A 15058-nucleotide genomic window follows, 5' to 3' on the forward strand; every position below is an offset into this window, starting at 1 on the left:
CCACCCGTCGGGGACTGCCCGCAAACGACCACCGGGGCCGCGGCGTTCGCCGATACGGGACGAGAGTGGTGAAGCGACGAAGACGGGAGTAACCGCCCGTGATGTCGGACCCGGCCGTTAGTCTCGGGGATCATGAGACTCCTGCACACGTCCGACTGGCATCTCGGCCGGGCCTTCCACCGGGTGAACATGCTCGGGGCCCAGGCAGAGTTCATCGGTCACCTCGTCACCACCGCGCGGGAGCGCGAGGTGGAGGCGGTGGTCGTGTCGGGCGATGTGTACGACCGCGCGGTGCCCCCGCTCGCCGCGGTCGAGCTGTTCGACGACGCCCTGCACCGCCTCGCGGACGTCGGCGTGCCCACGGTGATGATCTCCGGCAACCACGACTCGGCCCGCCGGCTCGGCGTCGGCGCCGGGCTCATCGGCCGCGCGGGCATCCATCTGCGCACCGAGCCGTCGGCCGCCGGCAACCCCGTCGTGCTGACCGACGCGCATGGGGACGTCGCGTTCTACGGGCTGCCGTATCTCGAACCCGCCCTGGTGAAGGACGAGTTCGTGGTGGACAAGGCCGGTCACGAGGCCGTGCTCGGCGCCGCCATGGACCGTGTCCGTGCCGACCTCGCCACGCGCGCGCCCGGCACCCGCTCGGTGGTCCTCGCCCACGCCTTCGTCACCGGCGGCCAGGCCAGCGACAGCGAGCGGGACATCACCGTGGGCGGGGTCGCCGCCGTACCGGCCGGGGTCTTCGACGGCGTCGACTATGTGGCGCTCGGCCATCTGCACGGCTGCCAGACCATCACCGAGCGCGTGCGCTACTCGGGCTCCCCGCTCGCGTACTCCTTCTCGGAAACCGACCACCGCAAGAGCATGTGGCTGGTGGACCTCGGCGGCGACGGCTCGGTGCGCGCCGAGCGCGTCGACTGCCCGGTGCCGCGCCCGCTGGCCCGTGTCAGGGGCACGTTGGACGACCTCATCGCCGATCCCGCGCTGGCCCGCCACGAGGGCGCCTGGGTCGAGGCCACCCTCACCGACGCGGTCCGCCCCGCCGACCCCATGGCCCGGCTCACCGAGCGCTTCCCGCACACCCTCAGCCTCGTCTTCGCCCCCGAGCGCGCCCCGGACGACCCCCAGGTCTCGTACGCCCGGCGCCTCGCGGGCCGCAGCGACCAGCAGATCGCCGAGGACTTCGTCGCCCATGTGCGCGGCGCCGGGCCCGACGAACGGGAGGCGGCCGTGCTGCGCGAGGCCTTCGACGCCGTGCGCGCCGACGCCACCGTGCGGGAGGTGGCCCGGTGAGGCTGCACCGGCTCGACATCACCGCCTTCGGGCCCTTCGGCGGCTCCCGGAGCGTCGACTTCGACGCCCTGTCCGCCGCCGGGCTCTTCCTGCTGCACGGCCCCACCGGCGCCGGCAAGACCTCCGTCCTGGACGCCGTCTGCTACGCCCTGTACGGCTCCGTCCCCGGCGCCCGCCAGAGCGGCCAGGGCATGCACCTGCGCAGCGACCACGCCGAGCCACGCACCCGCACCGAGGTCCGCCTCGACCTCACCGTCGCCGGCCGCCGCCTGGAGATCACCCGGCAGCCGCCCTGGGAGCGGCCCAAACTCCGTGGCACCGGCACGACCGTCGACAAGGCCCAGACCTGGCTGCGCGAGTACGACGCGACGGCCGGCGCCTGGAAGGACCGCAGCCGCTCCCACCAGGAGATCGGCGAGGAGATCGCCCAGTTGCTCGGCATGAGCCGTGAGCAGTTCTGCCAGGTCGTGCTGCTGCCCCAGGGCGACTTCGCCCGCTTTCTGCGCGCCGACGCCGAGGCCCGCGGCCGGCTGCTGGGCCGCCTCTTCGACACCCAGCGCTTCGCCGACGTCGAAAAGCGCCTCGCCGAGCGTCGCCGTGCCACCGAGGCACGCGTGCGTGAGGGCGACGCGGCGCTGCTCGCCGACGCCCACCGCATGCAGCAGGAGGCCGGCGACGCCATGGAGCTGCCCGAGCTGGCCCCCGGCGACCCTGGCCTGGCCGACGCCGTGCTCGGCGCCGCCGCCGTCGCCCGTGCCACCGCCCGCGAACGCCTGACCGTCGCCCACTGCGGGCTCGCCGCCGCCGAATCCGCCCACGCCGCGACCCGGCGCGCCCTGGACGACGTACGCGAACTCGCCCGGCTGCAGGGCCGTTTCGCCGAGGCCCGGCAGCGCGCCGAGCGGCTGCAGGAGCGGGCCGGCGCCCATCACGAGGCCCAGCGGCGCATGGAGCGGTCCCGCAAGGCGGAGGCGGTCGCGCCCGCGCTGGAGCTGCGCGAGGTGGCCGAGGAGGAGCACCGCAGGGCGGCCGCGGCCGAGGCACGCACGCGTGGCATGCTCCCCGACTCCTACGCCGACGCGGGCGCGGGCGGACTCGCCGCCGCCGCCCGCCGGGCCGCCGGCGAACTGGGCGGCCTGGACGCGGCCCGGCGCGCCGAGCAACGGCTCGCCGAACTGGCCGAGGAACGGTCCGGGCTCGACCGCCAGGAGCGCGACGACGAGGACGTGCTCCGCGACGCCGAGGCCTGGCTCGCCGAGTGGGACGCCACCCGCGCGGCGCTGCAGTCCCGCGTCGACTCCGCCCAGGAGGCCGCCACCCGCGCCGAACAGCTCGCCGTCCGGCGGGAACCGATGCGCGGGCGCCTCGACGCGGCCCGTACCCGGGACCAGCTGGCCGCGGACCTTCAGGACGCCCAGCGCCGGGCACTCGCCTCCGAGCAGCGCGCCCTCGACGCCCGCGCCCACTGGCTGGACCTCAAGGAACAGCGCCTGAACGGCATCGCCGCCGAACTGGCCGCCCACCTCACCGACGGCGAGCCCTGCGCCGTCTGCGGAGCCACCGAACACCCGGCGCCGGCCTGCAAGGTCGCCGGACACGTCGACCGCGAGACCGAGGAGCGGGCCCTCACCGCGTACCAGCGCGCCGAGGAGCAGCACACCGAGGACCAGCGGCGGCTCGGCGTCGTCCGCGAGGCCCTGGCCGCCGCCACCGCCGAGGCCGGCGACACGCCCACCGGCCAACTCGAAGAGGCCGCCGTCGAGTTGGAGCAGGAGTACGCCCGCGCGCGCCGCGACGCCTCCGCGCTGCACGCCGCCCACGAGGAGCTGCGGCGCGCCGAGCACGAGCGTGAGCAGCGCCTCGCCGACCGCCAGCAGGCCGCCGTACGGGCCGCCTCCCGGCTCACCCGGCGCGAGATGCTGGAGCGTGAACAGGCCCAGCTGGAAGCGGAGTTGACCAAGGCGCGCGGCAACTCCGGCAGCGTGGCCGCCCGTGCCGCGCAGCTGGAGCGGCAGGCGGCACTGCTCACCGCCGCCGCCGACGCCGTACGCGCCGCCGAGGATGCCGCCCAGCGCCTGAAGGACGCCGACGCCCGCCTGGCCGACGCCGCATACCGGGCCGGATTCGACACCCCGCAGGCCGCGGCCGCCGCCCTCCTGGACGCCGCGGCCCACCGCGAGCTGCAGCACCGCCTGGACGCGTGGCAGGCCGAGGAGGCCGCCGTACGCGCGGTGCTGGCGGAGTCCGACACCGCGGCCGCCGCCCAGCGCCCGCCCGCCGACCCGGCCACGGCCGAGCGCGCGGCCGCCAAGGCCGAACACCGGCTGCGCGAGGCGGCGTCCGCGCGCGACGCGGCGGCCCGCTGCTGCGCAGAGCTGGACCGCCTCTCCGCGCGAGCCGGCGAGGCCGTACACCGGCTCGCCCCGATCCGCGAGGAGTACGACCGGGTCGCCCGCCTCGCCACCCTCACCGCGGGCACCTCCGCCGACAACGAACGCAAGATGCGCCTAGAGTCGTACGTGCTCGCGGCCCGCCTGGAGCAGGTCGCCGCCGCCGCGACCGCCCGGCTGCAGCGCATGTCCTCGGGCCGCTACACCCTCGTGCACTCCGACGACCGCACCGGGCGCGGCCGCAGCGGGCTCGGGCTGCACGTGGTCGACGCCTGGACGGGACGCGAGCGCGACACCGCCACCCTGTCCGGTGGCGAGACCTTCTTCGCCTCCCTCGCCCTCGCCCTCGGCCTCGCGGACGTCGTCACCGAAGAGGCCGGCGGCATCCGCCTCGACACCCTCTTCATCGACGAGGGCTTCGGCAGCCTCGACGACCAGACCCTCGACGAGGTCCTGGACGTCCTCGACTCCCTGCGCGAACGCGACCGCAGCGTCGGCATCGTCAGCCACGTCCCCGACCTGCGCCGCCGGATCCACGCCCAACTGGAGGTCGTCAAGGGCAGATCGGGGTCGGCGCTGCGGCAGCGGGGTGTCTGACCAGGTACCGGGTCAGCGGCCCAGCGCGCGCCGGGGCAGCGGTGAGGAGTACACCACGCTGGTGGTCACCGAGCCCAGCGCGCCGATCTTCCCGGAGATCTCCTCCAGGTGCGGCATGGAGCGGGCGGCGACCTTGATGACGAAGCAGTCGTCGCCCGTCACATGGTGCGCCTCCAGGATCTCGGGCGTCGCGGCCACCAGGTCGTGGAACGGCTTGTAGTTGCCGTTCGGATAGCGCAGCCGTACGAACGCCAGGATCGGCAGCCCGAGCCGCTCGGGATCCACGACAGCCGCGTACCCCTGGATCACGCCCGCCTCCTCCAGCCGCCGGACCCGTTCGGTGACGGCGCTCGGCGACATGGAGACGGCCCGCGCCAGCTCGGCGTAGCTGGCCCGTCCCTCCCGCTGGAGGACCTCGAGAATGCGCCAGTCGGTGGCGTCCGGGGAATACACGGTCATCCCGGATGGATAGCAGCGGAATCCCGGCTTGGACAAGGGGAACGCCGTGGAGTCCCACTTCAGGGAGCGAGCCGGGCGCCGTAAATTTCCAGTCATGATCACGGACACCACACAGACCTCCGCGAACCCCGTCCTGCGCGTCGCCCCCGCCGTCCCCGCCGAGGCCGCCGCCCACTTCCGGGCGAGCCTGGCCTTCCACGCCGACGTCTCCGACGTGGCCGCGGCGCTCGCGGCCGGCGGCGACCCCGGCTTCGTCGTCGTGGACTCGCGCTCGACCGAGTCCTGGGACCAGGGCCACATCCCGGGCGCCGTCCACCTGCCCACCGCGCTCATCCCCGAGCGGGCCGGGCAGCTCCTGGACAAGTCCGTGCCGGTGGTGACGTACTGCTGGGGCCCGGGCTGCAACGGCGCCACCCGCGCCGCTCTCGCCCTCGCCGAACTCGGCTACCAGGTCAAGGAGATGCTCGGCGGCTTCGAGTACTGGGCGCGCGAGGGCCTCGCCTACGAGACCTGGCAAGGGCGTGCCCAGCGCGACGCCGACCCGCTGACCGCGCCCGTCGAAGGCGAGTGCGGCTGCTGATCGACACCCGTGTAGGTTCTCTGCCCATGGCTCGATACGCGGATCCAGGCGCGCTGGAGTGGGTGGAATCGGGCGGCGGCCCGCTGATAGCCGTGCCGGAGACGGTGCTGCCGTTCTGGACGGGCGCCGACAGCGAGGAACTCGACACGGACTACGACCGGGCGTGCGAGGTCGACGGTTACGTAGGCCTGCTGCCCGTCGGCGACAGCGCGGCCCTGGTGTTCGGCGACGAACCCGCCGCCACCTCGTACCTGCCGGACCACACCACCTTCGTACGGTGGTCCGCCGCGGACTCCGAGGCGGAACTCCTCACCGGTGTCGCCGCCGCCCTGGACGCGGCGGTGTGGGGGAGCGAGGTGCGCTGGCGGGTGCCCGGGCCGGTGCTGCTGTTCGACTCGGCCTGGCCTGGGCGGGCGGCCGGCCGCAACGAGCACCTCCGGGTGCCGCTGGAGGCCGGCACGTACGCGGTGCGGGCCGCGTACGTGCAGCCGGGGCCGGAGACCTGGGTCGGGCTGGTCCAGCTCAGCCGGCTCGCGCACTGACCGAGGTCAACGCAGGCCGTCGAAGGCGATGTTGAGGTGCCGGGGGCCGCGCAGCACCGCGTTCTGCCGGTACGGCGGCGGGTCCTCGACCAGACGGGGATTCTCCAGGCGCCGGGCCAGTTCGGACAGCGCGATCTGGGCCTCCAGCCGGGCCAGCGGAGCGCCGAAGCAGCTGTGGATCCCGCTGCCGAACCCGAGGTGCTGGATGTCCTGACGGTCCGGGTCGAAGCGGTCGGGGTCCTTGAACCGCTCCGGGTCCCGGTTGCCCGCGGCCAGGACCAGCCAGATGCGTGAGCCCTCGGGAATGGTCACCCCGTGCACCTCGATGTCGGCGATGCAGGTGCGCTGCGGCAGGAGCTGCACCGGCGGCTCGTAGCGCAGCAGTTCCTCCACGATCCTGACCGACAGGCCGGGGTCGTTGCGCAGCCGCTCCAGGACCTCCGGGTGGCGCAGCAGCGTGAGCATGCCGTTGGTGATGAGGTTGACGGTCGTCTCGTGACCGGCGATGAGCAGCAGCACCGCCGTGCTGAGCACTTCCATCGTCGTCATGGCGCCGTCCGGACCCTTGCTGTCCACCAGGTCGGACAGCATGTCGTCGCGAGGCTCCTTGGCACGCTGCTCCACCAGCCCGTTCAGGTACAAGCCGAGCTGCAGCCGTGCCTCCTGCGCGGTCCGCTCGGAGTCGGCGCTGGTGCGGGTGTCGGGGTCCAGGCCGGCGACGATCGGGTCGACCCAGGCACGGAAGCGGGGCTCGTCCTCGCGCGGCACGCCGAGCAGCCGGCAGATCACGGTCACCGGGAAGGGGTAGGCGAACTGGTCGACCAGGTCGATCTGCCGCGCGTCCCCGAAGCCGTCGATCAGCCCGGTGACGATCTCACCCAGGTCGCCCCGCAGGTTCTCGATCCGCCGCGGCCGGTGCGGTGGCCCGAAGGAGCTGTTGGCGATCCTGCGCAGCCGGTCGTGCTCCGGCGGGTCGAGCCGGATGAAGCTCGGGGGCAGCCCCGTGGCCTCCTGCCCGGACAGCTCGTCGTCCCCGCCGGCGGTCACGTTGCCGGCGTCCGAGCTGATCCGCGGGTCGTGGAGCAGGGCCTCGATGTCGTAGTACGTGCTGATGACGTAGGGGCCGTCCTCCTCGTGGAGCACCGGCGTCCTGCGGAGTTCCTCGTAGATCGGATACGGGTTGGCGCGGTTCGCGAAGTCGGTGATCTGGCGCAACATCGACGGCATGACAGGTCCTTGAAGCATCGGAGCCGGGCGGCGGTCAGGGGTGGGCGGGGTGGAAGAGCAGCTGCTGGTCGGCCGGCGAGTAGCCGCTGAGCGTCACCATGGGGCCGTGCGTCGGCAGGGAGGGGTCGGGGAAGTCGGCATCCACCGGCTGCCGGCCCTCGGGGCGCCGGTCCACCGTCGGGAACTCCACCGGGAACGGCGTGCCCCGCTCGATCTGCCGCTGGTAGAACTCCAGCCACCGCGTGTTGTCGAAGCTCACCGCGGCCACGATGCGGCCCTGATAGCCGTAGACGCCGACGAACCGGCGCTCGGCCAGCGAACCCTGCGTGATCATGAGCTGCTCGCCCATGGGCGGCACGCCGACCGACTTGATGTTCACCCCGAACATCGAGGACCAGAAGGCGGGCATCCACAGGTGCGGTCGGCGGTCGGCGCCATGGCAGATCATGTTGTGCGCCGCCGTCTCCGCCTGCGCCACGGCGTTGCCCCAGTGCTCCAACGAGAGGAACTGGTAGCCGAACAGGGCGTGCGGGGACCGCGCCACGTCGCCCGCGACGAAGACGTCGTCGGTGACGATGCCCCGGAAGTCGAAGGCCCGGCACCCCGCGTCACAGGCGATGCCCCGGGGCCCCGCGCCGAGCCCCGACCCGGACAGCCAGTCGGTGTTGCGCACCGACCCCAGCGAGACGAGCACGACATCCGCCTCGACGCTGCTCTCGTCGGACAGATGGACGGCCCGCACCCGGCCGGCCGAGTCGCCCTCCAGCCCCGTCACCGTGACCCGGGTGCGCAGATCGACGCCGTTGTCGGTCTGCAGGTCGGCGGCGACCGCGCCGATCACCCCGCCGAGCGCACCCACCAGCGGCGCACCCGCGCGCTCCGCCACGGTGACGGCCAGGCCCATCTCCCGGCAGGCCGAGGCGACCTCCGAACCGGCGAAACCCGCGCCGATGACGAACACCCGGCGCGGCCCCGCCTTCAGCCGCTGGTACAGATCGGCCGCGTCGTCCCGCGTCCGCAGCAGGCAGACGCCGTCCAGCCGGGCCTCCTCCTCCTTCGGCCAGGGCCGGGCGCGGACGCCGGTCGCGATGAGCAGCCGGTCGTACTCCACCTCGTCCCCGTCGGCCAGCCGGACCCGCTTGGCCGCCAGGTCCAGGCCGGTCGCCGGGACACCGAGCCGCCACTTGGCGTCGATCTCCCGGCGATGCGGCAGCTCGGTGCGGTGCGGGGACGCCCGCCCCAGCAGGACGGACTTGGACAGCGGCGGCCGGTCGTACGGTTCGTACGGCTCGTCACCGATCAGGGTCAGCTCACCGGTGAAGCCCTCGGCGCGCAGCGTCTCGGCGGCCCGCAGACCCGCCAGCGAGGCGCCGACGATGACGATACGGCCTTCGCGCCGTAGCCACTCCATGTGGTCAGCAGCCATCGGACGACTCCCGGACGTCTCCGGCGTCGTCCAGCCCGTCCGCGGTGATCGCCTGCACCGGGCAGGCGGCGACGGCGCGGGCCAGCCGTTCCCGCTGTTCCTCGGGGGCCTGCGGGTTGTAGATCAGCGCCTCTTCGCCGTGCAGGGCGAAGACGTCGGGCGCGAGGAACGCGCACTGGGCGTACCCCTGACACTTGTTGAGATCGACGACGAGCCGCATCGACGCTCAGCCCTTCCGGTGGCCAGGTCCGGTGAGTGCCGGCCGTTTCGCGCGGCATTCCCGGACGGCGGTCATGTCCCCTTGTCAGCATGAGACCGGTGCGGCGAGATCGCCCGTCGGGGAACCCGTCCGGGGCGGCGGCCACGCCGTGGCGCACCTCTTCGATCCGTCACGCCGGGGGTGCGGGAGGCACCCGGGGGCGACCGCTCGCCAGCAGGATGTGGACACTGAGCACCAGCGACCAGCCCGGGAAGACCAGCTCCGACCAGGGCACGTTGCTCGAGACGAAGAGCAGGGTCAGGGCGGTGAGGAAGCCCAGGGCGGTGAGCCGGCGAGGCAGGACCCCGAGACGGTGGCCGATCGCCGACACGACGGACACGAAGACGGCCGCCATCCGCATCGCGTACCCCGTCATCATCGTGTACGCGAAGTGGCGGCCGAAGTCCCAGGACGCGGGCGCGGGCGCGGTGCCGGCGGGGTGGGCGACCGAGAGCACGGCACCGGCCGCCGCGGCGGCGCCGAACAGCGTGGCGGTGAAGACCAGGCCGCTGCCCAGGAACACGGTGGCCAGAAACCTGTCCTCGACCGCACCGACATGCGCCCGGATCGTGCCCATGAACCACAGGAAGAAGATGCCGGCGAACGGCACGAGCGCGAGGGCCGTCTGCAGCGCGCCGCGCCGCGCGGCGTTGGTGAACCCCTGGGCGGTGACCGCGTCGGCTCCCTCGGGCATCCCCAGCCGGACCAGGACGATCGTCGCTGCCAGCAACAGCGCGAACACGACTCCGGCCAGCCCGGCGGCCCGCGGCGTCTCCAGCGCCTGCTGCGCCGACCCCTTCTGCTGCATGCCGGCCCGCCTCCTCCGCTTCGCTCCGGCACCAGCTAGCCCACACCCAACCGGCCACGCCACCGGGGACGGCCGGACGGCCGAGCGATGTGCGGTACGGGGTGATGACGCCGGTGGCCTACGGCGCCGCCTACTGGTAGCAGGGGGTTCCGCACAGCACGGTGACCGTGCCGGTGCCGCCGGCCGGCGTGGAGGTGGTGTCGTGGGTGGTGACCGTGGGGGTCTTGCTGGTCTCACAGGGCATGGGAGCGGCCACGGCCTGGGAGGCGAGGGCGGTGAAAGCTGCGGTGGCCACGAACACTGCGGCAACTGCTCGCTTGCGCAGACGCATCTGGACTCCCTGGTCGACGATCGGCCCGTGAGGTTCGGCGGCCGTCGCACTGCTCGGACGGGTCGCGAGTGGCGGCTGCCAGTCTCAAGGTGCGTGCGGCCTCGAGCCAGGTCCGCCGGGGGAGTTGGGCACATCTCCATACGATCGGCGCGAATGGCGAACTCCGTTCCCGGCGAACGGAAGTCGTTGATCGACGGGTTTCGGGAGTCAGCGCAGCCGCTGTCGCGGCCGTCGAGTGCACAGCTGGTCGGATGTCGGTGTGCTCGCGCTCGGGGTCGGGGCGTGGCCCGGCGGACGGACGATCGGCGGTTGCGCTCCGAGTCGGTGCGGCATTCGCTTGCGCCGGGAGCCGGTCTCCACGCTCGTGTGCCTCGCCCGGCCCAGGCTTCCACGCGCGCGTGCCTCGGACCGGCCGAGCCTTCTACGGGCGTGTGCCTCGGCGGACCCCACGCGTGCGTCCTTCGGCTCGGCTCCTCAACGCGCGTGTCGTTGGCCTCGGCCCCGCCACGCGCGCGTCTTTCTGCCCAGCCCCTCAACACGCGCGGGCCTCGCCCCGGTCCCCGATAGTGCCTCATCCCGGTCTCCGACGCGGTCGCGTCCGCCGCCTGCCCTCACATCCGCACCCCTCCCACCCCCGCCGCCGGCCCAGGTGCCCAGCCCCCGCCGCCCCGAATTCGCTCGCGCCCCGCTGCCCCGGCCCCCTAAGGTGATCCGCCATGCCTGCGAACAAGCTCCCCGCCCCGGATGAGCTGCGCCGCGACCCGTTGCCCCTGCGCGGCCGTACCGCCCTTGTCACCGGGGCGAGTCGGCGGGCCGGGATCGGGCATGCCGTGGCGCGGCGGTTGGCGGCGTACGGGGCGAGTGTGTATCTGCATCATCATGTGCCGCACGACGCTGCGATGCCGTGGGGTGCCGACAGTCCCGAGGCCGTCCTCGGCTCCGTGCGTGCCGTGCTCGGCGACCCCGCGGCCCGCGTCGTCTCCGGACCCGGCGACCTCGCCGACCCGGCGGAACCGGCCCGGCTGATCGACACGGTCGTCGGTGAGTTCGGCCGCCTGGACATCCTTGTCGCCAACCACGCCCTCAGCGGCTCGGACGGCACCCTGGACGAGATCGACGCCGCGATGCTCGACGCGCACTGGGCGGTCGACACCCGCTCGGTCCTGCTGCTCCTCCAGGCCTACGCCCGCTCGCGCGCCCGGCTGCCCGCGGGCACTCCCGGCGGACGGGTGGTGCTGATGACCTCCGGACAGGACCTCGGCGGCGGCATGCCCGGCGAGATCGCCTACGCCCTCCAGAAGGGCGCCCTCGCCTCGATCACCCGCTCCCTGGCGGGCACGCTGGCCGGGAACGGCATCACGGTGAACGCCGTCAACCCCGGCCCGGTGGACACAGGTTACGCCACCGGCGAGGCCCATGCCGCCGTCGCCGCCCGCTTCCCCGGCGGACGCTGGGGCCTCCCCGACGACCCGGCCCGCCTCATCGCGTGGCTGGCCACCGACGAGGCCGGCTGGATCACCGGGGAGGTCATCAACTCGGAGGGCGGCTTGCGGCGCTGACGCCGGGGGGTCAGAGCCGGGCCAGCTCGTCCACCAGGTCGTCCAGGCCCAGCGAACCCTGCGACAGCGCCGCCATGTGCCAGGCCTTCAGGTCGAACGCGTCGCCGTGTCGCTCGCGCGCCTTCTCCCGCCCCAGCAGCCACGCCCGCTCACCGAGCTTGTAGCCGATCGCCTGGCCAGGAATCGTCAGATACCGGGTCAGCTCGCTCTCCACGAAGTCCGCCGGCCGGCTGCTGTGCGCGCCGAAGAACTCCTGCGCCAGCTCCGGCGTCCACCGCTCACCGGGGTGGAACGGCGAGTCGGCGGGGATCTCCAGCTCCAGGTGCATGCCGATGTCCACGATCACCCGGGCCGCCCGCATCATCTGCGCGTCCAGGTAGCCGAGCCGTTCCTCGGGATTGGTGAGGTAGCCCAGCTCGTCCATCAGCCGCTCGGCGTACAGCGCCCAGCCCTCGGCGTTGGCGCTGACCCCGCCGATCGTCGCCTGGTAGCGGGAGAGGTTCTCCGCCACGTGCGCCCACTGCGCGAGCTGGAGGTGATGCCCGGGCACGCCCTCGTGGTACCAGGTCGAGACCAGGTCGTAGACCGGGAAGCGGGTCTGCCCCATGGTGGGCAGCCAGGTGCGGCCGGGGCGGGAGAAGTCCTCCGACGGAGGCGTGTAGTAGGGGGCGGCGGCGCCGCCGGGCGGGGCGATGCGCGACTCCACCTTCCGCACGCGCTCGGCGAGTTCGAAGTGTGTGCCGTCCAGGTCCTCGATGGCCTTGTCCATCAGGCCCTGCAGCCACTCCCGCACCTCCTCCACACCCTCGATGTGCCGGCCGTGCTCGTCGAGGTGCGCGAGCGCCACCCACGGGGTCTCGGCGCCGGGCAGGATCTTCTCCGCCTCCTGCTTCATCTCGCCGAGGATCCGGTGGAACTCCGACCAGCCGTACGCGTACGCCTCGTCCAGGTCCAGATCGGTGCCGTTGAAATAGCGGGACCAGCGCGCGTACCGCTCGCGGCCCACCGTGTTCGGGGCGCCCTCGATCCCCGGCGCGTACACGTCCCGCAGCCAGTCCCGCAGCGCCACCAGGGCCGCGGTCGCCGCACGGGCCGCCTCGTCCAGCTCCGCGCGCAGCGCCTGAGGCCCGGCGGCGGCGAAGTCCTCGTACCAGCCACGGCCCTTGCCGTCCGTGTCCGTCCACTCGGTGAGCTGCTCGATGTACGTCGCCGTCGGCCGCGGCGCCGCGAACAACTTGCGGTCCAGGCCGAGTTGCAGCGACTCACGGTAGCCCGCCAGCGCGCCCGGCACCGCGCGCAGGCGCTCGGCGATCGCCGCCCAGTCCTCGTCCGTCTGCGCCGGCGTGACCGTGAAGATGTCCCGCACCGAGTGGCCCGGCGTGGCCATGTTGCCGACCGCGCGCAGGTGCTCGTCCGCCTCGTGCACGGCGAGCTCGGCGGTCAGCCGCTCCCGCAGCAGCCGCCCGCAGCGCCGCTCCGCGTCACTGTCCGCCCCCGGCTGCCGCTCCGCCTCGTCCAGCTTCGCCAGCGTGGTCCGCGCCAGCTCCGCGAGGGCCGCCTGCCCCGCGGGCGAGTAGTCGGGCAGCCGGCTCGAACTCTCCTTCACACCGAGGTAGGTACCGGTGACCGGGTCGAGGGCGATGAGGTCGTCCACGTACGCGTCTGCCACCTGGCGGGGCAGCGGGCTCTTGGTCTCAGACATGGGCCCATCCTCGTACGAGAAGGATCACCGCGTCACCCACGTATGGGGGGATTCAGCTCTGGGCGTGGCCGGGCGGCAGCAGCGGCCCGCAGTCCCACTGCTGGAAGATCAACCGGGTCTCCACCCGGGCCACCTCGCGCCGCGCGGTGAACTCGTCCAGCACCAGCCGCTGCAGATCGGCCATGTCCGCGACGGCCACATGCACCAGATAGTCGTCCGGCCCGGTCAGATGGAACACGGTCAGGGTCTCCGGCAGTGCCCGGATCCGCTCCACGAACGGCCCGACCAGCTCCCGCCGGTGCGGCCGCACCTGCACCGACAGCAGCGCCTGGAGCCCGCGCCCCAGCTTGGCCGGATCCAGCCGCAGCTGGTGGCCGAGGATCACTCCGGAGCGACGCAGCCGGGTCACCCGGTCCAGACAGGTCGACGGCGCCACGCCCACCTGTGCGGCGAGATCGCGATAAGTGGTCCGGGCGTCGTTCTGCAGCAGTCGCAGCAGATGGAGATCCACCGGATCCAGTACGACAGATTCGGTCATGGGCCGAACGTAGCACGGTGTTCGCAGCCGGAGAACCGTTCGCTGTTCACCCTTCCGTGCATGGAAACGAGCACCGGTGCCTACCACGGCGTACGCACCGCATGGAGAGCCCTGGCCACGGAAGCCGTGCACGCCGGCCGCGACGATCTCGCCCGCCAGGGCCTGCACGCCCCGCCGATCGACCTGTCGACCACCTACCCCTCGTACGACAGCCGCGGTGAGGCCGCCCGCATCGACGCCTTCGCCACCGACGGCGCCGACCCGGTCGGACCGCCCGTCTACGGCCGGCTCGGCAACCCGACCGTCGCCCGCTTCGAGACCGCCCTTGCCCGCCTGGAGGGCACCGAGTCCGCGGTCGCCTTCGCCAGCGGGATGGCGGCGCTCAGCGCGGTCCTCCTCGCCGGCTCCTCCACGGGCCTGCGGCATGTCGTCGCGGTACGGCCCCTGTACGGCTGCAGCGACCATCTGCTGACCGCCGGGCTGCTCGGCACCGAGGTCACCTGGACCGACCCGGCCGGCATCGCCGACGCCCTGCGTCCGGACACCGGCCTGGTGATGGTGGAGTCCCCGGCCAATCCGACCCTCGCCGAGCTCGACCTGCGGGCCGTCGCGCACGCCTGCGGTTCGGTCCCGCTGCTTGCCGACAACACCTTTGCCACGCCCGTGCTGCAACGCCCGGCCGAGCACGGCGCCCGCCTGGTGCTGCACAGCGCCACCAAGTACCTCGGCGGCCACGGCGATGTGCTGGCCGGAGTCGTAGCCTGCGACGAGGAGTTCGCGGGCCGGCTACGGCAGATACGGTTCGCCACCGGTGGGGTGCTGCATCCGCTGGCGGGCTATCTGCTGCTGAGGGGACTGTCCACGCTCCCGGTGCGGGTGCGGGCCGCCTCCGCGAACGCCGCCGAACTGGCCGGCCGGCTCGCCGCCGACCCGCGCGTGGCCCGCGTCCACTATCCGCGCATCGGCGGCGCGATGATCGCCTTCGAGGTGCTTGGCGATCCGCACGAGATCATCTCCCGGGTCCGGCTCGTCACCCCGGCGGTGAGCCTCGGCAGCGTCGACACGCTCATCCAGCACCCCGCCTCCATCAGCCACCGCATCGTCGACGCCGACGACCGGCGCGGCGCGGGGGTGAGCGACCGCCTGCTGCGGTTGTCGGTGGGGCTGGAGGACGTCGACGATCTGTGGGCGGACCTCGACCAGGCGCTGGGCGAACCCGCCGCCCGGACCCCGGTGCCGCTGCGGGAAGCGGTGCGCTGAGCGGTAGCGGCCGGTGGTGGGTGCGGGTGAGTGGGGCACCGCCGGACACCGCCGTGGTGGCTGGGCGCCGTTGCGGCGGATTCA

Annotated in this window: 14 protein-coding genes; 6 read left to right on the forward strand and 8 right to left on the reverse strand. The window is 73.5% G+C overall.

Annotated features, from left to right (window positions below; all coding sequences use genetic code 11):
* The first annotated feature begins 132 nt into the window (after positions 1-132).
* The gene (locus AB0M27_RS12735) at positions 133-1296 is read left to right on the forward strand and encodes an exonuclease SbcCD subunit D (protein WP_365720825.1); all 1164 of its coding nucleotides are present in this window, start codon (positions 133-135) and stop codon (positions 1294-1296) included.
* The gene (locus AB0M27_RS12740; protein WP_365720827.1) at positions 1293-4283 is read left to right on the forward strand and encodes an SMC family ATPase; all 2991 of its coding nucleotides are present in this window, start codon (positions 1293-1295) and stop codon (positions 4281-4283) included. The genes AB0M27_RS12735 and AB0M27_RS12740 overlap by 4 nt, the downstream gene beginning before the upstream one ends.
* A 12-nt stretch (positions 4284-4295) precedes the next feature.
* Here AB0M27_RS12740 and AB0M27_RS12745 read toward each other — a convergent pair whose 3' ends face one another.
* Entirely contained in the window at positions 4296-4742 is a 447-nt protein-coding gene (locus AB0M27_RS12745; protein ID WP_365720829.1) for an Lrp/AsnC family transcriptional regulator, read from the reverse strand.
* 94 nt (positions 4743-4836) lie between these two features.
* Between AB0M27_RS12745 and AB0M27_RS12750 the strand changes: the two genes are divergently transcribed.
* Positions 4837-5322 carry a rhodanese-like domain-containing protein gene (locus tag AB0M27_RS12750; protein WP_365720831.1) on the forward strand — a complete coding sequence of 162 codons (486 nt, stop codon included), beginning with the start codon at positions 4837-4839 and terminating at the stop codon, positions 5320-5322.
* 26 nt (positions 5323-5348) lie between these two features.
* Positions 5349-5864, forward strand: a complete 516-nt coding sequence (locus tag AB0M27_RS12755; RefSeq protein WP_365720833.1) for an immunity 21 family protein — start codon at positions 5349-5351, stop codon at positions 5862-5864.
* A 6-nt stretch (positions 5865-5870) separates the two neighbouring features.
* Here the strand turns inward: AB0M27_RS12755 and AB0M27_RS12760 are convergent, their stop codons facing one another.
* From AB0M27_RS12760 to AB0M27_RS12780, 5 genes are all read right to left on the reverse strand, one after another.
* Complete coding sequence (locus AB0M27_RS12760) at positions 5871-7091, reverse strand: cytochrome P450 (RefSeq protein WP_365720835.1); 1221 nt, start codon at positions 7089-7091, stop codon at positions 5871-5873.
* A gap of 34 nt (positions 7092-7125) precedes the next feature.
* Entirely contained in the window at positions 7126-8517 is a 1392-nt protein-coding gene (locus tag AB0M27_RS12765) for an FAD/NAD(P)-binding oxidoreductase (protein ID WP_365720837.1), read from the reverse strand.
* Positions 8507-8737, reverse strand: coding sequence for a ferredoxin (locus AB0M27_RS12770; protein WP_365720839.1), 231 nt, complete (start codon positions 8735-8737; stop codon positions 8507-8509). Before AB0M27_RS12770 ends, AB0M27_RS12765 begins: the two co-directional genes overlap by 11 nt.
* A gap of 169 nt (positions 8738-8906) precedes the next feature.
* Complete coding sequence (locus AB0M27_RS12775) at positions 8907-9584, reverse strand: hypothetical protein (protein ID WP_365720841.1); 678 nt, start codon at positions 9582-9584, stop codon at positions 8907-8909.
* Positions 9585-9714: 130 nt separating this feature from the next.
* A complete protein-coding gene (locus AB0M27_RS12780; RefSeq protein ID WP_365720843.1) occupies positions 9715-9915 on the reverse strand; it encodes a hypothetical protein in 201 nt (66 codons plus the stop codon).
* A gap of 716 nt (positions 9916-10631) precedes the next feature.
* Between AB0M27_RS12780 and AB0M27_RS12785 the strand changes: the two genes are divergently transcribed.
* Complete coding sequence (locus AB0M27_RS12785; protein WP_365720845.1) at positions 10632-11474, forward strand: SDR family oxidoreductase; 843 nt, start codon at positions 10632-10634, stop codon at positions 11472-11474.
* A gap of 10 nt (positions 11475-11484) precedes the next feature.
* On the opposite strand, the gene AB0M27_RS12790 is transcribed toward AB0M27_RS12785, so the two are convergent.
* A complete protein-coding gene (locus tag AB0M27_RS12790; protein ID WP_365720847.1) occupies positions 11485-13176 on the reverse strand; it encodes a DUF885 domain-containing protein in 1692 nt (563 codons plus the stop codon).
* 52 nt (positions 13177-13228) lie between these two features.
* Positions 13229-13714, reverse strand: a complete 486-nt coding sequence (locus tag AB0M27_RS12795) for an Lrp/AsnC family transcriptional regulator (RefSeq protein ID WP_365720848.1) — start codon at positions 13712-13714, stop codon at positions 13229-13231.
* Positions 13715-13774: 60 nt separating this feature from the next.
* On the opposite strand from AB0M27_RS12795, the gene AB0M27_RS12800 reads away from it, so the two are divergent.
* Positions 13775-14974 (forward strand): PLP-dependent transferase, encoded by a 1200-nt coding sequence (locus tag AB0M27_RS12800; RefSeq protein WP_365720850.1) that lies wholly within the window; start codon positions 13775-13777, stop codon positions 14972-14974.
* Positions 14975-15058: the final 84 nt, after the last annotated feature.

It is taken from the genome of Streptomyces sp. NPDC052107, from assembly GCF_040680215.1.
In the GTDB taxonomy this organism is placed as follows: domain Bacteria; phylum Actinomycetota; class Actinomycetes; order Streptomycetales; family Streptomycetaceae; genus Streptomyces.